Annotated in this window: 18 protein-coding genes; 6 read left to right on the top strand and 12 right to left on the bottom strand. The window is 58.2% G+C overall.

Annotated features, from left to right (window positions below; translation table 11 throughout):
- Positions 1-43: 43 nt before the first annotated feature.
- Positions 44-706: a sugar O-acetyltransferase gene (locus HMPREF2860_RS10160; RefSeq protein ID WP_081913943.1), complete on the top strand. Its 663-nt coding sequence runs from the start codon at positions 44-46 to the stop codon at positions 704-706.
- Position 707: 1 nt separating this feature from the next.
- Here HMPREF2860_RS10160 and HMPREF2860_RS10165 read toward each other — a convergent pair whose 3' ends face one another.
- On the bottom strand, positions 708-1694 hold the full coding sequence (locus HMPREF2860_RS10165) for an asparaginase (protein ID WP_070628883.1): 987 nt from the start codon (positions 1692-1694) through the stop codon (positions 708-710).
- A 91-nt stretch (positions 1695-1785) separates the two neighbouring features.
- Here HMPREF2860_RS10165 and HMPREF2860_RS10170 point away from each other — a divergent pair, with 91 nt between their 5' ends.
- Positions 1786-2550 carry a WKL family lipoprotein gene (locus tag HMPREF2860_RS10170; RefSeq protein ID WP_070628884.1) on the top strand — a complete coding sequence of 255 codons (765 nt, stop codon included), beginning with the start codon at positions 1786-1788 and terminating at the stop codon, positions 2548-2550.
- 179 nt (positions 2551-2729) lie between these two features.
- On the opposite strand, the gene HMPREF2860_RS10175 is transcribed toward HMPREF2860_RS10170, so the two are convergent.
- Positions 2730-3758 (bottom strand): hypothetical protein, encoded by a 1029-nt coding sequence (locus tag HMPREF2860_RS10175; RefSeq protein ID WP_246818281.1) that lies wholly within the window; start codon positions 3756-3758, stop codon positions 2730-2732.
- Positions 3759-3847: 89 nt separating this feature from the next.
- Between HMPREF2860_RS10175 and lspA the strand changes: the two genes are divergently transcribed.
- The 4 genes from lspA (at position 3848) to rarD (ending at position 7208) form a co-directional block, all read left to right on the top strand.
- Positions 3848-4417 carry a signal peptidase II gene (gene lspA / locus HMPREF2860_RS10180; RefSeq protein ID WP_070628886.1) on the top strand — a complete coding sequence of 190 codons (570 nt, stop codon included), beginning with the start codon at positions 3848-3850 and terminating at the stop codon, positions 4415-4417.
- 68 nt (positions 4418-4485) lie between these two features.
- The gene (locus HMPREF2860_RS10185) at positions 4486-5397 is read left to right on the top strand and encodes an RluA family pseudouridine synthase (RefSeq protein WP_070628887.1); all 912 of its coding nucleotides are present in this window, start codon (positions 4486-4488) and stop codon (positions 5395-5397) included.
- Positions 5394-6119, top strand: a complete 726-nt coding sequence (locus HMPREF2860_RS10190; protein ID WP_038625766.1) for a hypothetical protein — start codon at positions 5394-5396, stop codon at positions 6117-6119. The genes HMPREF2860_RS10185 and HMPREF2860_RS10190 overlap by 4 nt, the downstream gene beginning before the upstream one ends.
- A gap of 120 nt (positions 6120-6239) precedes the next feature.
- Entirely contained in the window at positions 6240-7208 is a 969-nt protein-coding gene (rarD, locus tag HMPREF2860_RS10195) for an EamA family transporter RarD (RefSeq protein ID WP_070628888.1), read from the top strand.
- On the opposite strand, the gene HMPREF2860_RS10200 is transcribed toward rarD, so the two are convergent.
- The 10 genes from HMPREF2860_RS10200 to HMPREF2860_RS10240 all read right to left on the bottom strand — a co-directional run bounded on the left by HMPREF2860_RS10200 (position 7205) and on the right by HMPREF2860_RS10240 (position 20886).
- Complete coding sequence (locus HMPREF2860_RS10200; RefSeq protein ID WP_070628889.1) at positions 7205-8632, bottom strand: D-arabinono-1,4-lactone oxidase; 1428 nt, start codon at positions 8630-8632, stop codon at positions 7205-7207. The two genes, rarD and HMPREF2860_RS10200, sit on opposite strands and share 4 nt — an antisense overlap.
- The gene (locus HMPREF2860_RS10205; RefSeq protein WP_070628890.1) at positions 8629-9918 is read right to left on the bottom strand and encodes an alanine racemase; all 1290 of its coding nucleotides are present in this window, start codon (positions 9916-9918) and stop codon (positions 8629-8631) included. The genes HMPREF2860_RS10200 and HMPREF2860_RS10205 overlap by 4 nt, the downstream gene beginning before the upstream one ends.
- Before the next feature lie 79 nt (positions 9919-9997).
- Entirely contained in the window at positions 9998-10162 is a 165-nt protein-coding gene (locus tag HMPREF2860_RS11180; protein ID WP_005510327.1) for a hypothetical protein, read from the bottom strand.
- A 188-nt stretch (positions 10163-10350) separates the two neighbouring features.
- Positions 10351-11856, bottom strand: coding sequence for an ATP-binding cassette domain-containing protein (locus tag HMPREF2860_RS10210; protein ID WP_070628891.1), 1506 nt, complete (start codon positions 11854-11856; stop codon positions 10351-10353).
- A gap of 15 nt (positions 11857-11871) precedes the next feature.
- A complete protein-coding gene (gene modA / locus HMPREF2860_RS10215) occupies positions 11872-12654 on the bottom strand; it encodes a molybdate ABC transporter substrate-binding protein (RefSeq protein ID WP_070628892.1) in 783 nt (260 codons plus the stop codon).
- Between the two features lie 36 nt (positions 12655-12690).
- A complete protein-coding gene (narI, locus tag HMPREF2860_RS10220) occupies positions 12691-13458 on the bottom strand; it encodes a respiratory nitrate reductase subunit gamma (RefSeq protein ID WP_070628893.1) in 768 nt (255 codons plus the stop codon).
- 13 nt (positions 13459-13471) lie between these two features.
- On the bottom strand, positions 13472-14158 hold the full coding sequence (gene narJ, locus HMPREF2860_RS10225) for a nitrate reductase molybdenum cofactor assembly chaperone (RefSeq protein WP_070628894.1): 687 nt from the start codon (positions 14156-14158) through the stop codon (positions 13472-13474).
- 3 nt (positions 14159-14161) lie between these two features.
- Complete coding sequence (narH, locus tag HMPREF2860_RS10230; protein ID WP_070628895.1) at positions 14162-15772, bottom strand: nitrate reductase subunit beta; 1611 nt, start codon at positions 15770-15772, stop codon at positions 14162-14164.
- Positions 15772-19530, bottom strand: a complete 3759-nt coding sequence (locus tag HMPREF2860_RS10235) for a nitrate reductase subunit alpha (RefSeq protein WP_070628896.1) — start codon at positions 19528-19530, stop codon at positions 15772-15774. The genes narH and HMPREF2860_RS10235 overlap by 1 nt, the downstream gene beginning before the upstream one ends.
- Positions 19531-19551: 21 nt before the next feature.
- Positions 19552-20886, bottom strand: coding sequence for a nitrate/nitrite transporter (locus HMPREF2860_RS10240; RefSeq protein ID WP_070429564.1), 1335 nt, complete (start codon positions 20884-20886; stop codon positions 19552-19554).
- Between the last annotated feature and the right edge of the window lie 272 nt (positions 20887-21158).

Below are 21158 nucleotides of genomic sequence, written 5' to 3' on the forward strand. Positions count from 1 at the left end.
TTTGCGGCGCTCTGTTTATGCGCTGACCGTAAACTGGGCCACTATGACTACCGAATCCCGTATTGCAGAGCTCGAGGCAGCTCGCCGCGCCTCGTTGCGCAACACCGATCGAGACCCGAATCCGACGACCACACTTCCCGACGACGGTCTGGATAACCGCCAGCGCATGCTGAACGGTCAGTGGTATATCGCCAATCATCCGGAATCGCAGGCTCTGAACGCGCGAATTGGCCAGGTGGCCGCGGAATTTGAAGTCGCATTCCGCGAAGACCAGCAGGCAGCACAGCAAGTGCTAGCACCGGCACTGGGGTCTTTCGGAGAGAGCAGCACCGTTCGCCCGCCGGTCTACCTGGACTACGGCGATAACATCCATATCGGTGACAACGTTTTCATTAACTTTGGGCTCACCGCACTCGACGTGGTGAAGGTGACAATCTGCGACTACGCGCAGCTCGGGCCCAATGTGCAGCTGCTTCCACCAGTACACCCACTGGGAGCTGAGGCCCGCGCCGCTTATCTAGAGTCTGGAGATGAAATCATCATAGGGCGCAATGCCTGGATCGGTGGTGGAGCCATCATCCTGGGCGGTGTACACGTCGGCGACAACTCCGTGGTCGCCGCGGGCGCCGTGGTGACAAAGGACGTTCCCGCGGGCGTAGTCGTGGCTGGAAATCCGGCGAAAATCATCCGCATCATCGAGGCGTGAATTAGAACAGCGTCTGCGGATGCACATTCGCAGCCAGCGCGGCAGCGAGAATGATGCGCGCCTGCGGTGCATGCACGCAACCAGCGCTAATCACACCGTGCCGAGCCAGCGTCGCACCGCCACCGGCACCACCGTAGGCGGCGTGGACATCGCCACGCGGGACGCGCGTCGCCATCACGACGGTCACATCAGCGGCAATGGTCCGGTCAATGGCGGCGGCAAACGCATCGGAGACATTGCCCGACCCCAGGCCTTCTACGACAATGCCGCGGGCACCGGCGGCGACGGCCGAATCCAGCTGTGATCCATCTGCACCTAAGTAGGCGGGGATAATCTCTACCTTCGAGCCCGCCAAGGCGGTCAGCGGTAGCGGATCTGGACGAACCGGCTCCTCCGGGGCATTAGTGGCAAAAGCCAAAGGATCGGTCGTGTGCCACTTTGTCGCACCTCGCACCGGCAAGACCGCGTGGCCAAAGACAATGAGAACGCCAATTCCCTGTGCAGAGGCATCGGAGGCAATGGTCACGGCCTCAAAGAGGTTCCCCGGTCCGTCGGTTTCCGGGTGATCATAGGGAAGCTGTGCCCCAGTAAAGACAACTGGACGCGAGTCAGCATGGAAAACATCGGCAGCCATCGCCGTTTCTTCCATCGTGTCCGTGCCATGAGTTACGACGACACCGTCCACGGAGTCGTCGTCAAGCACTTCGTGAATAGTGGCGAGAATACGATCGACATCGTTGAGTGTGAGACTCGACGAGTCCAACATGCCGAGCTCACGAACTTCCAGCTCTAACATGCCCTCGGGGTAACGCTGCGCGACCGCTGCGACGAGCTCCGCGCCGGAGATGGTCGGGGTTAGTGCACCGCTGCGATCCGTGGTGCAGGCGATGGTGCCGCCGGTGGTGATGACAACGATTCGGCGAGGGGAGGCTGTGCTAGACGAGGCCGAGCTAGATGGCGAGTGATCCTGAGTCGACATGTCCACCATCTTACCCAGGCGATGTTTTGGCCTTGTGTAGGATTATGGATGGTGTGAAGCCAGCGAATCTTCATGCAGATTTTATTGGAGTAGTGCACATATGAAAGTCCCCTGCAACCAGCGCGTTAGCGGAATGCGTTGGCGCACAGCGCGTGGTGTGACAGTAGCGGCGATGGTCTCGGTCAGCGCACTTGGGCTCGCTGCCTGCGGTGGTGGCAATACTGCAGCGCCGACGACTGAATCGAAGACATCCAGCTCGGCGGAACCCGTCATCATGCTGCCGACGCGCGCAGAGCTTAACGACGTCCTCGCACGCCTCATCAACCCCGATCTACCTATTGAGGAAAAGGCGCTGACCATCGAGGACGGCGATACTGCCGGCGATTTCTTCGACATTGTCACCCACAGTGCCAATGAGCAGGAAATCAGCTTTGATGTCATTGACCCGGTCACGCCTGGATTTACTACTAAGCAGGCCGTAGCCGGTGTCAATATCCTCCGTCCGGAGGAAGATCCGATGCTCGTGGAGCAGGTGGACTTTATCCACCGGGATGGCCGTTGGATGCTGAGCAAGGAATGGGCCTGCAACCTGGCATCGACACTTAATCCGGAGCACAAGCCTGGGTTCTGCCTCGCGCCCGGCGAGACTCCTCCGCCGCCGCCTGAGCCAGAAGAGGAAGAGACCCCGATTGAAGAGGCTCCAGCACCGGTCGAGGAGCCAGCTCCGGCTGCAGAGCCCGAAGCGCCGGTCGAGGAAGTGCCGCCACCGCCGCCTCCCGCGCCTGAACCACCGGCTGAAGAGGCTCCGCCACCGCCACCGCCAGCTCCGGCTGAGGATGCACCGCCTCCGCCACCACCGGCTTAGGTGGCGTCGGGCCAGGCATCACAGCCTAGTCCGGTCGGGTGCACTGGCCACACAAAAGAAAGTGTCTAGGTTTATGACAGTTCCGCCCATTTTTGGGCAGAAAAGTGACATAAACCTAGACACTTTCTCGTCTTCTAACGGTCTTCTAACCTTGCGGTGGCCCGAGCTATTCTTCTGGGCTACTTCCTCGAGCCGTCACCGTCCTTAAACTCCAGCCCGCGATGCGTCTGCTGAGTGATGCGCACATCGGAGTTGCCGTCGCCGTAGGTCACGGAGGTAACAAAATCGATGTTGCCCTTCACCGGAAGGGGCTTGGTCAGGTCGATGGTGACGCGGTCGGCAAGCATGTCAGTCGTGGCCTCGACAACCTTCAGTGCACCCTCGCCGCCAGTGTCCAACTCCGTAACGGTCGGCACCTGCTTGACATCGACCTTCAAATTAACAATGTCGCCCGCACGGCTGAGCAGGGTATAGGTCACCTTCTGCGTCATCTTGGTCTGGCCTTCGACCTCGCTTTCGACCGTCCAGGTCGCATCCTTTCCGATGTCCTCGGAGGGGAAGACGATAGGTACGGAATGCAGCTGCTGCAGCGCCATCTCCACACCAGCGCGAGCGGTGTCGGTGGCCTTCTCCGGCGCTCCCAGCTTGAGTTCCTTGACCTCACCTGTGGCCGTTGTTGACGAATCAGAGATAAATCCCTGCGCGGTAGCGATATCCTCATTCAGCTCATCGTTGGAGCCGTGGGGTTTACCCACCTCTGACGTCACCGCACGAGTATCGTTATCACTGGTAACAGTGCTGGTCAGGGGGATTTCCAGGCGGGTGTCTGGGAAAGTCTGGTCGCTATCGGCGTTTCCGCCACGCTGTGCGAAGCCCTGTGTCACCGCCGCGGTCGACTCCTGCTCTGCACCGTCGTCCTTCCAGCGCACACTCGCCAGCTCACCGCTGCCAGCACTGGTCAATTCGACCTTGGGTTGTGCAATGTCCACGGGTTGTGTTTCCACCGAGCTTTCCGACGAGCACGCGGTCAGTGACACCACAGTAGTAGCGGCAACAACTGCGGTGCCGACCCTTGCCAGCAGGCCACGCTTGGTGTGACCAGCTCGGTCGCTGTAGCTAGGTCGACGGAACCACGAGGGGGTTGTGTCTCCTGTACGTCGTAAAGCGGAGGAGGCCGGAACAAACTGAGATTGGAAACGTCGAGTCACACCGGTTAGCGTACCGGTTTCTTGGTGGATAGGAACCCCCGGGCGGTGTCAGTTGGCTGAATATGGGTTTGTTAGGTCATTATGGGACAGTGACTAAGAAGGAAACGAGGACATATTTCCCGCGGCGGGGGATTCTCGCGGCGGTTATTGTGTCAGTTGCGATTGTCGATCAGCTGACCAAGATCATCGCTTTGAAGACTCTCGATGGCCGTCCTGCGGTGCAGGTGCTTGGCGATCTCTTCGAGTTGCGGCTCGTTTTTAACCCCGGTGCAGCCTTTTCCTTTGGCACGAACGCCACCTGGGTTTTTACCACGTTGCAGCTGGTTTACATCCTGGCTGTGATGTGCTTTTCCCATTGGCTGCGCAGTCCTATATCGGCGACTGCGGCGGGGCTTATTGCTGGTGGTGCGCTGGGCAACCTCATCGATAGGCTGTTTCGGGAGCCCGGTTTCTATGTCGGCCACGTTGTCGATTTCCTGTCGGTGAAGGGTTTTGCCGTATTTAATATCGCGGACTCCGCGATTACTGTGGGCGTTATTATCCTCGTTATCTGGATGGTTTTTTCCAAGGAGCCGGATCTCTTCGCTGATCATATTGCAGCGGAGAAGAAATCTGCTCAGAAGAATCAGAAGCAGTCGGCGGAGGGAGGACAGCAGTGAACGATAATGCATTAAATAGCGGTGCAGCACTCGGGGGAGCGCACCAGCCCGACCGAGAAACCCGGCAGATGCCCGTTCCACCGGGCTTGGCCGGAATGCGGGTAGATGCCGGTGTGGCTAAGTTGCTGGGGCTCTCGCGCACAGCGGTGGCTGATTTGGCAGCGGCTGGAGACATCACGGTTGATGGTGTGAGCGTTGGCAAGTCTGACCGCCTGGAAGAAAACGCTTTCCTCTCCGTGTTGTTACCGCCGGTGGAAAAGCCATTGGTTCCCAAAGAGGAACTCGTCGAGGGCATGGACGTGCTCTACCACGACTCCGATTTGGTGGCTGTTCACAAGCCTGTTGGCGTGGCTGCGCATCCGTCGGTCGGTTGGGAAGGTCCAACGGTTATCGGCGGGCTGGCGGCTGCTGGCTTCCGCATTTCTACCTCCGGTCCGCCCGAGCGAAAAGGTATCGTGCATCGCTTGGATGTTGGCACCTCTGGCGTGATGGTTGTCGCCTGCTCAGAGCGGGGCTACTCCGTGCTCAAGCGGGCGTTCAAAAACCGTGAGGTGTCGAAGACCTATCACGCTCTGGTTCAGGGGCATCCGGATCCGCTGTCGGGGACAATTGATGCTCCGATTGGCCGTCATCCTTCGGCGGGGTGGCGCTTTGCCGTCCGTCAGGATGGCAAACATGCTGTGACGCACTACGAAACGATTGAGGCCTTCGCCCCAGCAACGCTGTTGAAGGTGAATCTAGAAACTGGGCGCACGCACCAGATTCGTGTGCACTTCTCTGCGCTGAATCACCCATGTTGTGGCGATCCCATGTACGGTTCCGATCCGGCATTGGCCCAGCGGCTTGGGCTCAACCGCCAGTGGCTTCATGCTGTCTCGCTTGGTTTCCACCATCCGGCAGATGGTCGCTGGATGGAAATCGAATGTCCATACCCAGATGATTTGAACCACGCATTGGAAGTTTTGAGGCAGGGCGCATGACGCAGACTCCATTGGGATCCAAGAATCGAGCGCGCCCCGAAACTCGTGCGAAAAGCACCGGTGACGGCAGTATTTCGCCAGTGATGGCACTAATCTCAGGTTTCTGTGTTGTCGTATTGGTGATTGTTTTAGCAGTCGCTTCGACATCCGATCGCGTGAGCAAGCCGCAGAATATCAACGGCGATGCGCTCGGTCCAGACCCGTGGGAAGCAACCGAGCAGTACGTAGAGCGTGCCGACGAGTCCCTCGAGAATATGAAGAAGGAAGACTACCAGCTAAAGAACGGCCAGCCAGTCGTGGAGGACCCGAAGTTCTGGGCGATGGTGACTTTTGACCGGCTGCTCGATGCGCAAGAAGCGGCACAGGTCTATGAAAAAGAGCCCTCTCTGCGAGTATCGACTGCAATCATCGGTGGCGTGAGTACCCGGTATTTGCCGCAGCCGAGCAAAACGGCGAGTGAAGAAAAGCTGCTGCAAGATCAACTGGAGTTAGCGGCTGCCTACGCAGACGTCGCGATTGACGACGAACGGCTCGGCTTCAACGGTTTACTGGTCTATGGAGACGCTGAGGCGTTGATGAATGTCAAGAAACTGCCTGCTGTTAAAGCAGTCGAGGCGCTGCCATCAGATGCGGCACGCGGCCGTTTTGGTATCCGACCGGTGCTGAGTTCCGGTTTCACGGATAAAGATCCGCTTTTTGCGCCGGGGCTGAGCCAGAACTAATAGAAGCCAGAACTAAGTGCCCAAATCCAAAAGACTAGGATGAAGCGGCTAGAACTCTGCCGTCAGTACGCCGCCAGTACGCAGTCAGTTTCAACGAGAACGAAAAGGAGTCAGTCAACAGTGATTCAGGCATTCGGTGCGTACCTTTTGTGGGCGCTGTTTCCGCTCTACTTTCCGCTGCTGGAGCCGGCGGGGGCCGTGGAGATTTTGGCGCATCGATTCGTCTGGACGCTTGTCTTTATGGCCATTGCCCTCAGCTTCATGCGCGCATGGCCAGAGCTGAAGGCCGCAAGCGCCAAGACGTGGGGCACTATTTTTATTGCCGCACTGTTGATCTCCGTCAACTGGGGCGTGTACGTCTACCTGGTCAACAATGGGCAGGTGGCGGAGGCCGCACTCGGCTACTTCATTAACCCGCTGGTCAGCGTTTTGTTGGCGATGATTTTCTTCCGTGAAAGCATCTCGCGGTTGCAGCTCGGCAGTGTCATCCTGGCAACCATTGCGGTCATTGTTCTCACTATCGGTGTGGGACATCCGCCGTTGGGTGCGCTGGCGCTGGCATTCAGTTTCGGTTTTTACGGACTAATGAAGAAGCGGGTATCGCTTTCCTCCGCAGCGTCGCTGACAGCCGAGTCCGCCGTAATCACACCGATTGCGCTGACCTACATCCTCTGGTTGACCTACAACGGGCAGAGCACCTTTACCTCCGAAGGAACCGGCCACACGCTGCTCATGATGAGCGCCGGTGTTGCTACCGCCATCCCGTTGCTGCTCTTCGGCGAAGGTGCCAAGCGCCTGCCACTGGCCACTTTGGGCCTGATGCAGTACATCACGCCGGTTCTCCAGATCACCTTGGCTGTTACCGTGCTCGGTGAGGAGCTCGAGCCGGAGCGCTGGATCGGGTTCTTCATTATCTGGGGTGCCGTCGCGCTGTTCATCTGCGACCTCATCCTGAAGATGCGCCGTCAGCGTCGGGTACGCCGGGAACTCCGCAAGGCTGGCATTGAATCGGCCACGGTTCCTGGCGATGTCGCCGACGAGACGGATGGGGCGGTTGCCCGGGACGTCGTAAAGCCTGGAGATAACTAGCAGAAAAGGTCGCGTAGGTGCTCGTTGAGGAAGATTCCCTGCGGGTCGACCTTTTCGCGTAGCGCCTGGACCTCGCCGAACAGCGGGTAGCGCTGCGAAAAATCCTCCGCGCGGAGCGTGTGCAATTTGCCCCAGTGAGGGCGCCCCTCGTGCGCCTTGAAGATCGGCTCAATGAGGTTGAAGTACTCCCGGTAATTTTCCTTCCAGTAGCGGTGGATGGCGATGTAGGCACTGTCGCGACCGTACGCCGTGGACAGAGCGACATCATCGGCCTTGGCGGAGCGCACCTCGATGGGGAAGGAAATCTTCATTCTCTTGCGGGCAATTGCGTCGCGAATCTCCCCGAGGACATCGGAAGCGGCTTCGAGCGGGACGGAGTACTCCATCTCGGAAAAACGCACGCGGCGCGGCGAGACAAAGACCTTGTGCGCCTCGTTGGAGTAGCGGCGCTCGGGCACTGTGTTGGTGGCAATCCGGTTGATGGTATCGGTCGTAGCGGGAATGGCTTTGGCAATCTCGCAGCACGCCAAGAGTCCCATGTTGTTGACGACTTCGTCGTTAAGATACGTGCGCGCGCTGCCCAGGCGCTGCTTCAGGCTATTGCGGCTCGGGCGGCGGTGGCGCTGCGGTTCAATCCGAGTATTGTGCTTGACCAGCGTCTCGCGCTGTCCCGGGAACCAGAAAAACTCCAGGTGGTCAGCTTCTTTGCAACGCTCAGTGAAACTCTTGCGCAGGGAATCAAACTCTTCGCGGTGTTCGTCGGCGTGCAGATCAAACGCTGGTACGACGGACATCGTGACCTCCGTAAGCACGCCGAAGACACCCAGCCCCAGCCGTCCGAGGCGGTAGAGCTCGCCGTCGATTCCCTTAGCGTCCGGATGGCAGTGCCTGACGACGCCATCTGCGGTGACAATCTTGAATCCCTTAACGGTGCCTGCGAAGCCGGTGAACCCGAGTCCGGTGCCGTGCGTGCCAGTAGAGATAGCGCCGGCCAGCGACTGCGGATCGACATCGCCCTGGTTGGGAAGGGCCCAACCGAGTGGGCGCAGAATACCTGGAGTATCGCGCAGACGAGTGCCGGCACGCAGGGTGGCGGTCTGGTTGGCGGCGTCGAGTTCGACCAGACCAGAGCAGCGGTCGAGTTGAACGCGGTGCCCATCGGTGGTGGCCACGGAAGTAAAAGAATGACCGGCCCCCAGCGGGCGCACCGTAGTTCCTTCGGTCTTCGCTGCCTTAATTACCGAGATGACGCCCTCGTCATCGTGCGGCTGATGCATATAGGACGGGGTGCACGACTGAGTGTGAGCCCAATTGTTCCAATGAGACTTGGCAGCAGCTTTCGCCTGCGCACGCCGACGTACGCGTGGTACGCGGGACTCAACTGTAGAGACTGTGAAGCGGGCGTTGTTGCGTGAATTGCTCATGTGAAGATCAATCCCTTTCCTCGGTACGTGGGCCAGTGGGCGATGATGGCGCCATCTCGAACTGCAATGGCTTCTTGTGTGTGTTCGGCTATTTCGCCGGCCTTGGCGTGGCGGAACCACACGGGATCTCCCAGCGAAATTGCATCGGCGGTCTTGCCGAGCAACGGAGTCTGCACCTCACCGGGGCCTTCCTCTGCCGCGTAGCGCAGGCCAGTGGGGTACCAGGGGGTTGGCAACCGATCATCTCCCGCCGGCCCAGAGGCAATTCGACCACCGCCGGACACCGTGATCACGCCTTTCTTAGGGCGTCGCGTCGCCGGCAACACAAACCAGGACGCCGGGCGCAGATTGAATGCGCGATAGTTATCGAACAGTGTTGGTGCCAGGAATCCCGACCCCGCCGCTGCCTCGGTTACTGCGGCTTCGGCGCACGTCGACTCCAACGACCCCGTACCACCGCCGTTGACAAACTCCAGGGGTCCCGCCACTTTCTCGACTGCAGCGACAACCTTCGCGCGGCGCTTTGCCAACTCCTTCTTTGAGACGGCCTGCATCATTCGAATTGCTCGTGCACGCAGGGAGTTTCCGGCATCGCCCACTCCGGCAATGTGCCCCTCATACATCATGATTCCCGCCAGCTGTAGCTCCGGACGGGCAATGATCTGCTTGGCAAACGCCGCTGCCTGCTTCGGCGAGAACAGGCTGGAGCGCAGTGTACCGATATGCACGCCGGGCAGAGGGCGAAAGGACGCATCGACGTCCATGCACACGCGGATTGGCGCATTTTCGCTTGCCGACGGCGCCAGCGCCTCCAGATGTTCGGGACGGTCAACCATTACGCAGATGGCGGCGCGCGCTGCATCATCGTCGGCAAGCTCTGAGATAGCGCGGGCGTCAAGTGTTGGGTAGGCGACGACGATGTCGTCGCTAATTCCTTCTCGGAATAGGTACAGCGCCTCTGCCAGCGAATATGCCAGCACGCCCTGGAAACCGGGGAAGGCCAGGACGTGCGAAATAAGCTGTGGAATGCGAATCGATTTCGAGGCCACGCGGATAGGCATCCCGTTTGCGCGGCGGAGCATATCGCGGGCATTGGCTTCGACCGCCGCGAGGTCGACGACGACTGCAGGAAAGGAAGTGCAGTTAAGCAGCGTGTCGGTAGCTAGTGGCGGGCGGGCTGTCTGGGGCATCTGCGGCGGCAGCGCCTCAGGCAGATGAGACATCGATGTCGGAGCCGGGCGGGATGCGCCCGAGGACTCCGGGGCAGAAGCTCGAGAAAGTTTCATGCCCTAAAACGTAATCATTGGAAACCTGTACTGTCTTTGATTTTGAAAAGAAAGTCAGAATTTCCCAGGTCTGTGCTTTTTAGACCAGCCAGCTGTAGCGGGCTGCATCCATGTTGGAGGTAATGACATCGCCATCGACGAGGTAGCCGGCAGCAACGGGGCGGCGGTCGATGGTTGCAAGAACCTCGTCAAGCTCGGGCTTGGGGAAGTAGGTGAAGTGGCCATCGGAAAGTGGTGCGAACACTGTATTGCTCCTTTGGTTCTTTGCTCGAGGGCAGTGCGTTTTTCTATGGCTGCGAGGGAATATGAGGACTTCCTCACGAACCGTGGTGTTGAGTATTGTCAACTGGTTTTGAAAAGTAAAGGATAGGAAGGGGTGATGTTAAACACATCTTTAGCCATACAAATATCGAGATAAAGGCGTCAATAGCACTAACGCAGGCTGTCAATATGTTGACGAATCGCTGGCGTAGCGGGGTGCCCCTGTTTCGCGAGCATGCCATCTTTCATCACGATGACCCAGTCGGCCATGTTTTCTACATCGGTGGCATTGTGTGTGATGAGTACGACGGTTCGGGTGCCAATGCCATCAGTGATGAGTCGCTGCCAAGACTGTCGGCTAATCGAATCTAACGGCGCAAAAGGCTCGTCGAGTACCAAAACTTCTGGCCGCACCGCCAGAGCACGTGCAAGGGTAGCTTGGGCATTCTGCCCGCCGGACAGCGATGGTACCGGGGTGTTGGAAATAGACTCCAGACCGGCTGCCACCAGAATTTCCTGGGCGCAATCGTGAATAGCAGTGGCTGATTTGGGCACGGAATTCGACTTAGAAAGTAGCGCCATGGCAACTGCTTCCAGCGGGGTCGTCGTAGGAGGAAGTGATTGTTCCTGCGGAACTATCACGACACCACGCTGTCGAAGTGGTAAATCCGAAAGCTCCGTCGTACCCGCATAAACATCAGCGCCTTCCAATGCTCCGGCAATGAGGCCGGCAAGAGTCGACTTTCCGCACCCATTCGGACCAATGACAGCCGTTACTTTCCCCGCGGGGAACTGGTAAGTCTGGTTCTGCCACCGCACCTCGAGATCCTCCGGGCAGCGTGAAGGCAGACAAAGGTGATTTAGGCGCTGGCGGGCCATCGGTTCCAGCCGCACGGGCTTGGGCACAGGGCGACGTCTTAGAGCATAGGGTAATAGCGCGATGACGAGGAAGATCAGCGAAATACCAATCAATAATACGGCGAGCACAAAAGCGCGATCAGGATGAAGCTCCCGCTCCAAATAGATGCTTGAAGTCAGCGTGCGGGTGATGCCTGGGTAGGTGCCTGCGAACGTGACGGTGGTGCCGAACTCGCCAAGCGAACGAGCAAACGACAGCGCAGCTGCGGACAGGATTCCAGGAGTAATGGAAGGCAGAATGATGCGGCGAAAAATTGTGGTCGTCGGAATGCCGAGGCTCTCCGCGGAAATCAGAACTGATTGTTTGAGACTGCCCAGGGACGTATCAATCGCAATGGCAGCGTAGGGGAGAATGACAAAAACGTGAGCAATCACGACCGCCGGAAATGTAAATGGCAGCGGAAGATTTAGGGCTCGCGTGGCGCTGGTGAGCGCAAGACCTGCGACAACCGGAGGCAGCGCCAGTGGTAGAAAAACCAGGAGACGGACAATCCATTGCCCCTTCGGAATGGCATGAATGACCGCGCCAAGTGGAACCGCCAGGATGACCGCAATGAGAGTCGCCTGCATGCCCGCCCACAGGGAAATCTTCAGTGCGTCGATGGTTTCCGGCTCAGCGAGAATGCTGGCGAACTGAGACCACGGCACCTCGGAGAGCAGTGCGGCGACGGGAAACAGCAGAAATACCGGGCACAGCAGTGCAATGAGCCAGACGACGGCTGGCAGCGGGCGAGACGATGGGCGGAAAGAAGTGGGCATAATGACGAAAATCGACTACTGAGTCGCGGAGTCCTCCGTTGCTTCTGTGGCTGGCGTGAAACCGTGGCGTGACCACAGCTGCGCAGACTCGGCGGAGGCGAGATACTTCACCAGTGCCAGGGCGCTTTCTTTTGTGTCACTGTTTTTTACAACAGCAGCCATGATTTCGTTGGCGTGGCTGTCCGCACCCGGGATGTCAAAGACATCGACAGAATCCACGAGAGCCTGTGCGTCGGTGCGATATACCCAACCGGCATCCGCAACGCCAGACAGCACTTTACCTGCGACATCGCTGACAGAATTCTCACGGCTAACCGGAGTGAAATCTAGCCCAAGAGAGGAAATGAGCTCCTCGGCGACTTTCCCACAGGGAACCTTGTGATCACAGGTGACAACCTTCGCTGTGGACAGAGACGCATCCGCTCCGGTGACGTGGGCAGGATTTCCCTTCGGTACGATGAGCACCATCGAGTTAGTGGCAACTTTGGCAGGATTGCTCACGACACCGCGTTCGACGGCCTCGTCCATGGTTGCGCGGTCAGCAGTGATGAGTACATCGCCGGGAGCACCATCTTCCAACTGCTGAAGCAGAGAGCCGGAACCGCCGTTGATGAACGCCAAGTGAGTATCAACGTTCGCCGATTGCGGCAGGTCAGCATTGAGAACTCGAGTGGATGCGGCTCCGAAGACCGTTAGTGTCTCTTTTCCGGAAGCCTGCGATGAGCTCGTCTCTGGTGCACAGGCCGCGCTAGTGACCAATATGGTGGCGGCGGCTGCCAGAACTTTCCTCGAGCTCATCACACAGACTTTCTTAATCAGGCCATCAGCCGCGAATTAGCGACTGTGGCGATCCAACTGCTCCGCGTGGGAACGGATTGGTTCCCAGGCTACCTCTCGGCGCGCCGGGCGAGTGCGGACATCGCGAGAACGGTAGACCACATAGGGGCGGTTAGTGTAGCCAATAGGTGCAGAGAATGCGTGGACCAGGCGAGTAAACGGCCACACGGCGATGATGGTGAAGCCAGCCAGGACGTGCAGCTTAAACTGCCATGGCACATCGGCCATCAGCTCAGGCTGGGCATTGAAAATCATGATTCCACGCAGCCACGGCGAAATAGTTTCGCGGTAGTCGTAGCCATGCGGACCGCCGAATACCTGCAGCGACACCGTCGCGATAGTGCCCGACAGAATTGCCAGGGCCAGCAGCAAATACATCACCTTGTCGGACGTGGACGTCGCCAAGAAAACCGTGCGGTTGACAACACGTCGGTAGATGAGCCCCGCTAGTCCCAACACCACGGCGACTGCGGCAATCGTGCCGGGGATCGTAGCAATCAGGTGGTAGAAACCATCTGAGATGCCCATGGCGCGAGTCCACGATTTCGGAATTGCCAAGCCCATCAGGTGTCCAATGATGACGAACATCATGCCCCAGTGGAACAACGGCGAAGACAGCCGCAGCATCTTTGATTCATAAATCTGCGATGAGTGGCTGGTCCAGCCGAATTGGTCTGTGCGCCAACGCCAGATGATGCCGATGACGAACGCGCTGACGGCCAGCCATGGAAAGGCTGTCCAGAGGAACAGCTCGAAGTTATTCATGACTTAAATCCTTTTAAGTTTCTTGCATGCCGACGTGCGGCAGCGGAGTCCCAAGACCAACGAGTTCAGCCGGGGGACCTGTGCGGATGAGATTGATGTAGGCGTCGATAGTTTCCTGATCGATTTCTGTCAATGACATGCACAGCGCTGTCACCACGTGCGTGTACATGGGGGAGATATCATTCAGCGCGGTTCGCAGAACCTCCAGACCGTCTCGATGGGAAGCGAGCATCTCTGTCACGATGCGGTGACCAGTCGCGTCAGCAAGCGCGCCGGCCTCCAGCACCACGCAGAGGTGGTCTGGGAGCTCTTCGCGCTCCTGCTCAAAGCCCAGTGCAGCCAGTTGCTCCTTGAAGGCAAGGAGCGCTACACCGCGCTGACGTGTATCGCCGACGGAGTAGTACGACAGGTTCATCGAGCACCGACGGCGCTGATCGAAAGTCTCCACATAGTGAGCCTGCAGCTTTTGAAGCGGCATCTCGGCAGCTTCCGTCAAAAATGCACTGAGCTCGTCGCCGACCTCTGCCGGAAGCACAGATAGCTCCCGTGCGACCGCCTCCCACCGCTGTTCAACATTCTCATGTGGGTAGTCCAACAGCAGTGAGCATGCCATGTACAGCAGTTGGCGCTGCTGGTTGGTCAGCAGCACTGACTCTACGAACTGCTCGGGGATACGTCCGAGAAAATTACGTTTGGCCATAGTCTATCCGTTCGGCTTCTTAAACATGGCCTGCGGCCCCTCATCACCCCACGACACCAGAGAAACCTTGCGCGTATCGCCGCTGCCCGTGCCGCAACCGGAACCACATGCCTCCGGTGCACCTTCTCCCGGACCCAAATCGCGGAACTGATTCATCAGCTTCTCCGGGGTGCTGTCGCCGAATGGATCGAGCGACGTAATACCGCGCGGCGTCTCTGGCGAGGTCGTCGGAATGACATAGCGGTCGTCGTACTTGGCGATTGCGAGCAGGTGGTACATGTTGTACAGATCCTCACCCGTCATGCCGACGGCCTGCGCAATCTCCTCCTGCGGTTCTCGCCCGAGGTTGATGTCTCGCATGTAGCTGCGCATCGCCGCTAGACGACGCAACGAGAGTTCCACCGGTCGAGTATCACCAGCCGTGAAGATTCCCGCCAGGTATTCCAGCGGAATTCGCATATTGGACAAGGTGGTCAGCAGCACCTTGTGGTCCTCGCCATCGATGCCGGATGCAGTAATCGAGTCGACAATGGGGGACAGGGGAGGGACGTACCAGACCATTGGCAGAGTGCGGTACTCCGGGTGCAGCGGCAGTGCCAGACCGTAGGTAAAGATCAGGTCATAAATCGGCGACTCCTGCGCGGCTGCAATCCACGATGCTGGGATTTCCTGCTTGTGAGCAGCCTCGATAACTTCTGGATCGTGTGGGTCGAGCAGCAGACTGCGCTGTGCTTCATACAGATCCTGTGGATCTTCCACTGATGCGGCTTCAGCCACGCGGTCAGCGTCGTAGAAGATGACGCCGAGGTAACGCAGCCTGCCGACGCAGGTTTCCGAGCACACGGTTGGCTGACCGACCTCAATACGCGGGTAGCACAGCGTGCACTTTTCTGCCTTACCGGTCTTGTGGTTGAAGTAGACCTTCTTGTAAGGGCAACCGGAGACGCACATGCGCCAACCGCGGCAGCGGTCCTGGTCGACCAGCACAATGCCGTCTTCTGTGCGTTTGTACATCGCGCCCGATGGGCAGGAAGACACACAGGTCGGGTTCAAGCAGTGCTCACAGATGCGAGGCAGGTAGAACATGAAGGTATCTTCAATGTTCTTCTTGACCTCCAGGTTCATCTGTTGCAGCGTGGGGTCACTATCCACCGTCTCAGTCGATCCGCCGAGGTTGTCATCCCAGTTTGACGACCACTTGACTGTGTCGATGGGACGACCATCCAGCTGTGAAACTGGGCGAGCAGTCGGTTGAGTCTTCTGCCCACGCGGTGCCGACAGCAACTTTTCGTATTCGTAGGACCAGGGCTCGTAGTAATCTTCGATGCCCGGCAGTAGCGGATTGTGGAAGATGGTAGCCAGCTTCTTCAAGCGACCACCGGCCTTGGGCTTGAGCTTGCCATTGCTGGTGCGTTCCCAGCCGCCCTTCCACTTCTCCTGGTCTTCCCAGGTGCGTGGATAGCCGACACCAGGGCGGGTCTCCACATTGTTAAACCAAATGTATTCAGTGCCTTCGCGGTTGGTCCATGCCTGCTTACAGGTCACAGAACAAGTGTGACAGCCAATGCACTTGTCCAGGTTCATGACCATCGCGATTTGTGCCATGACGCGCATTAGAACTTAACCTCCTGGCTGCGACGACGAATGCGGGTTACCTCATCGCGGTTATTACCGGTTGGGCCGATGTAGTTGAAGCCGTAGGTGATGTGTCCGTAGCCGCCGGCCACATGCAAAGGCTTGATCATGATTCGAGTCAGCGAGTTGTGAGTACCACCGCGGCGACCCGTGTGCTCATTGAGCGGTGTACCAGTGGTGCGTTCCTGCGCGTGGTTCATAATCGCCGTTCCCTCAGGGATACGGTGCGTGACAATCGCGCGTGCTGAGACCACACCATTGCGGTTGTAGAGCTCAATCCAGTCATTGTCGGCCACACCAATCTTCTCGGCATCCTTGGCGGACATCCAGACAACCTGACCACCTCGCGAAATCGACAACATGTGCAGGTTGTCGAAGTATTGCGAGTGAATCGACCACTTATTGTGTGGTGTCAGGTAGCGAACTGTGACCTCTGGGTCACCTGACTCTCCGGTCAGCAGCTCACCTGGGCCAACTTCACCATTGAGGTGGAGACGGTCGAGCGGTGGGCGGTAAATCGGCAGCGCCTCGCCGTAGTCCAGGAACCAGTCGTGGTCGAGGTAGTAGTGCATACGACCGGACAGCGTGTGCCACGGCTTGTCGTAGGCCAAGTTGATGGAAAACGCGGTGTAGCGCTTACCGTCCTTCTTGATGCCCGTCCACTCCGGCGATGTGATGACCTCCGTTGGGCGCTCCTTCACCGAGTCCCACTTGATGTGAGTCTGTTCGGAGCCACTGACCAGGTCGGTCATATCTGCACCGACGCGCTTGCCCTGGTTGCGGAAGCCCTCGAGGGAGACCTCACCATTGGAGACACCGGAGAGATGCAGAATCATCTCGGCAGCCTTGATGGCCGAGTCCAGCTTCGGTCGCTTACCCGCCGACTCTGTCATCGACGTGCCGTTGATAATGGCCAATTCCTTGGCCTGCTTGGATACGTCGTACGCGGTGCCGTGTGTGCCTGTACCAGCCTTTTCCGTCAATGGGCCAAAGTGCGTCCACTTCTCAAAGACCTTGGTGTAGTCCCGCTCGACCGGAATGAGCTTGGCCATGGTCTTGCCAGGCACAAGTCCCTCAGTATCCATATCCGGGACAATGCCGTTTGGCATGTTCAGCTCGTCAGGACTGTCGTGGCCAAGTGGGGCAGTGATGACATCCGTCTGTGTGCCCAGCCACTTTTCCGACATGGCGGACAGAGATGCAGACAGGTCGCGGAAGACCTCGAAGTCACTGCGTGCCTCCCACGGCGGGTTAATCGCCGCATTGAAGGAGTGGATGAACGGGTGCATATCCGTTGTCGACAGATCGTGCTTCTCGTACCAGGTGGCCGCCGGCAGAATAATGTCGGAGACCAACGTGGTGGAGGTATTGCGGAAATCCGTCGTCAGCATTAGATCGAGCTTGCCCTCTGGGGCCTGATTACGCCAGACAATAGAGGCTGGACGCTCGCCCTCTGGCAGCTCCGTCGCTGTGGCATCGGAGTCCACGCCGAGCATGTGACGCAGGAAGAACTCCGTTCCCTTGGCCGAAGACCCCATAAGGTTCGTACGCCAATTGAGCAGGATTCGTGGGAAGTTCACCGGATTATCCGGATCTTCTGCCGCAAACTTCATCCGACCGGACTCCAACTCATCGACGATGTAATCCGAGACGGCCATGCCCTTGGCCTCCGCCTCGTCGGCAAGCAGTAGCGGATTGCGGTCGAACTGCGGGTATGCGGGCATCCAGCCGCGCTTCATGGCCTCGACCAGGGTCTCAGACGTGAACTTGTCGTCCACAGCGCCGTGGCTAGCCAGCGGCGAGGCCAGGCGATTAGCGCGAGTGTTGTCATAACGCCACTGGTCGGTGGTCAGATAGTAGAAACCCGTGGTAATCATCTGACGCGGTGGGCGCTGCCAGTCCAGGGCGAATGCGTACTGTGCCCAGCCATTCATTGGGCGCAGCTTCTCCTGTCCGACGTAGTGAGCCCAACCGCCACCGTTGATGCCCTGGGTGCCACACATGGAGGTCAGCGCCAGGAAGGTGCGGTAAATGCTGTCGGCGTGGAAGAAGTGGTTGACGCCAGCGCCCATGATGATCTGGCTACGGCCGCCAGAGTCAGCAGCATTCTGGGCAAACTCACGCGCGATTCGGATCGCAGCGTTTGCCGGTACACCGGTGAGCTCCTCCTGCCATGCCGGAGTACCCGGCACGGCAGCATCCTTGAAGTCCACCGGCCACTGACCAGGCAGATTCAGATCTTCGCGGTTTACGGCGTAGTGCGCCAGCATGATGTCGTAGACCGTGGTGACAAGACGCTTGCCGACGCGCCGGGCGGGGACACCTCTATGAACAATTCCGGCACCGATTGGGCCGTTTTCCTCGGATTCACCCAGGCCAGGCAGGTCAAAGCGCGGGAAACCCACCTCGACCGATTCGAAGCCGTCGGTCACATCCGCTACTGACATCACCGGGTCGACGTTGTCCAAGCGGAGGTTCCACTTGCCCTCGCCATCGTCGCCGTAGCGGTCAGCGAGAGTTCCGCCTGGGTCAACGACCTTGCCATCGGCTTCCATCATCAGCAGACGGTGCGTCGCATTCTGCGAATCGTGCAGAGCCGCATCCTCGATATTGGATGCAGTGAGGAATTTACCGGGTACGAAGGTGCCGTCGTCACGCGCGTCGAGCTCGACCAGGAATGGGGCATCAGTGTACTTGCGCATGTATTCGAGGAAGTACGGCGTCTTCTGCTCGACGTGGAAGGACTTCAAAATGACATGTCCCATGGCGAAGGCCAGTGCGCCATCGGTACCTGGGTTGATGCGCATCCACTCGTCGGCGAACTTCGTGTTATCAGCGAAATCGGGGCTGACGACGACAACCTTGGTGCCGTTGTAGCGAGTCTCGACCATGAAGTGGCTATCCGGAGTACGGGTAACTGGAATGTTCGAGCCCCACATCATCAAGTAGCTGGAATTGAACCAGTCACCGGACTCTGGAACGTCGGTCTGGTCGCCGAAGGTCTGTGGTGATGCCGGTGGCAGGTCGGCGTACCAGTCGTAGAAGGACAGCGCGACGCCACCAATCATCTGCAGGAAGCGAGTACCTGCGCCGTAAGAAACCTGCGACATAGCTGGGATGACGGTGAAGCCAGCAATGCGGTCCGGGCCGTACTGGCGAATGGTGTAAACGTGGGCAGCGGCCGCCATTTCGATTGCTTCCTCATACGGAATGCGGATGAGACCGCCCTTGCCGCGCTGGCTGACGTAGCTCTTGCGCTTCATTGGGTCTTCCACTATGGAACGCCAGGCCAACACCGGGTCGCCGAGCTTTTTCTTTGCATCGCGGAACATCTCTACCAGCACACCGCGCGCGTATGGGTAACGAATGCGCGTCGGTGAGTAGGTGTACCAGGAAAACGATGCACCACGCGGGCAGCCGCGGGGCTCGTACTCCGGCATATCAGGACCAGTGGTGGGGTAGTCAACTGCCTGCGACTCCCATGTAATGACGCCGTCTTTGACATAGACCTTCCACGAACAGGAACCAGTGCAGTTCACACCGTGCGTGGAACGGACCATCTTGTCGAAGGACCAGCGGTTGCGGTAGAACTCATCGGCGCCACGGCCACCTTGGAGGAACAGTTGCTGACCGGACTCAGAGACTTTGCCCTTGCGGAGGAAGCTGCCAAAACGCAGTAGTGAGTTGGCTTGGTTGGAGCTAGAACCGGTGTGAGATGGAGAGGAATCTTGTGCCATGGGAATTTTCCTAATTAGTAATTAACCGGGGAACGGAGCGTTCGGACGGGCGTAGTAGATCCACACCAGCACGGTCGTGAAAGCGAAGAAGACCACGCAGCCCCAGAAGAAAGCCACCGGAGCCATTACGGAGAGCAGCACACCGACGATGAACGGACCAAAGGCGCCGATTGCACCGGTCCAACCAATAACGCCACCAGCCTGACGCTTCGGCAGAATCATCGGCATCTGTTTGAAGGTGCCGGCGTTACCCAGGCCAGTGAAGAAAAACATGATCAGCATCGAGCCCAGGAACCAGCCATACTCATCCGGGCTGTCTGGGGTCAGGAAGATAGCCGCAACACCAGTGAAAATGGTCATGCCCGCACAACCGATGAAGGTCCAGATTGCGCCACCGAACTTGTCACACAGAGGACCCCAGAGGGCGCGGACGAGAGCACCAATCAGCGGGCCAAGGAAGGCGTACTTGGCGCCCTGTGGTAGATCGGCCAGGGCATAGGTCTCAGCGAACTTGGAGTTGGCACCGAAGACATCATTAGTCAGCAGCGCCAGCTGGGCAGCAAAACCGGAGAAGGCTCCGAAAGTCACCAGATAGACGATGGTGAGGATCCAGGTGTTCTTATTGCCGAAAATGTCAATCTGTTCGCGGAAGTTTGCGCGGATCGGCACATCCTTCAGCATCGTCCACGCGACAATGCCCATGATGATGGTCCAGGGAACCAGGACAATGGCTGGGTTATAGACGAATACGTCGTGGCCTTCATCAGTGCGCATTGGCGCGACGAAGCCAAGGCCAAGCAGGCTGAAGCCCATGAGCCACGGGCCGACCAGCTGAATCAGCGAAATGCCGAAGTTACCGATACCCGCCTGAATACCCAGTGCTGTGCCGGACATGTGCTTGGGGAAGAAGTAACCGGTCGATGGCATGAAGCCGGAAAAGACACCGCCGCCGATACCGGAGAGGAAGGACAGCGTCAGCAGCCACCAGTATGGAGTGTCAGTGTTCTGAACTGCGAAGTACCAGCCCAGCATCGGGATAACGAACAGGAACGACGACAAGGTGACCAGCTTGCGGGTACCGATAATCGGTGGCAAGAACATGAACACCAGGCGGAAAAGACCGCAGGATAGGCCGGCAATAGATGTCAGCCAATACAGCTGGCCAGCGGTGAGATCGAAACCGATCCGGTTGAGCATCGGCGCGATTGCGGAGACCAGGTACCAGGTCGCAAAGCCGATAATCAGCGCGATGGTGGAAATCGTTAGCGTCTTCCACGCAATTTTGGAATCCCAGTGTGCTGGATCTTCGGGATCCCATCCCTTGATGACTTTGCCGCTTGTGTCCAGAGGTTCCAGCTCTGCGGCCGCATTTGGTGTAGAAATTTTCCTTACCTCTTCCTTGGCGAAGTGAAGAATGGAGAAATTGAAGAATTAAACAACAAAGTTGTTGCGAAAATGTATCGAATTTATATTGAAGAAAGTAGGGAATCTTGGTGTAAAAATAGAAAAATAATGTAATGCGTATCTAGGATAATTATTATAGTCCAGTGGTTGCAGGCTTGCGCACGTGATTAAGTCTGACGTGGAAAGCCCAGTTCAACAACTATTTGCTGCCTACTAACGGGGGT

It is taken from the genome of Corynebacterium sp. HMSC064E10 (genome assembly GCF_001812505.1).
Classification (GTDB): Bacteria; Actinomycetota; Actinomycetes; order Mycobacteriales; family Mycobacteriaceae; genus Corynebacterium; species Corynebacterium amycolatum.

Coding starts and splice junctions, on each gene's coding strand:
- HMPREF2860_RS10185 (WP_070628887.1), top strand. CDS start 4,486: ATGCCCGTTCCACCGGGCTTGGCCGGAATGCGGGTAGATGCCGGTGTG.
- modA (WP_070628892.1), bottom strand. CDS start 12,654: ATGAGCTCGAGGAAAGTTCTGGCAGCCGCCGCCACCATATTGGTCACT.
- narI (WP_070628893.1), bottom strand. CDS start 13,458: ATGAATAACTTCGAGCTGTTCCTCTGGACAGCCTTTCCATGGCTGGCC.
- HMPREF2860_RS10190 (WP_038625766.1), top strand. CDS start 5,394: ATGACGCAGACTCCATTGGGATCCAAGAATCGAGCGCGCCCCGAAACT.
- HMPREF2860_RS10200 (WP_070628889.1), bottom strand. CDS start 8,632: ATGAGCAATTCACGCAACAACGCCCGCTTCACAGTCTCTACAGTTGAG.
- narH (WP_070628895.1), bottom strand. CDS start 15,772: ATGCGCGTCATGGCACAAATCGCGATGGTCATGAACCTGGACAAGTGC.
- HMPREF2860_RS10235 (WP_070628896.1), bottom strand. CDS start 19,530: ATGGCACAAGATTCCTCTCCATCTCACACCGGTTCTAGCTCCAACCAA.
- narJ (WP_070628894.1), bottom strand. CDS start 14,158: ATGGCCAAACGTAATTTTCTCGGACGTATCCCCGAGCAGTTCGTAGAG.
- HMPREF2860_RS10165 (WP_070628883.1), bottom strand. CDS start 1,694: ATGGTGGACATGTCGACTCAGGATCACTCGCCATCTAGCTCGGCCTCG.
- HMPREF2860_RS10170 (WP_070628884.1), top strand. CDS start 1,786: ATGAAAGTCCCCTGCAACCAGCGCGTTAGCGGAATGCGTTGGCGCACA.
- HMPREF2860_RS10160 (WP_081913943.1), top strand. CDS start 44: ATGACTACCGAATCCCGTATTGCAGAGCTCGAGGCAGCTCGCCGCGCC.
- HMPREF2860_RS10210 (WP_070628891.1), bottom strand. CDS start 11,856: ATGCCCACTTCTTTCCGCCCATCGTCTCGCCCGCTGCCAGCCGTCGTC.
- HMPREF2860_RS10205 (WP_070628890.1), bottom strand. CDS start 9,918: ATGAAACTTTCTCGAGCTTCTGCCCCGGAGTCCTCGGGCGCATCCCGC.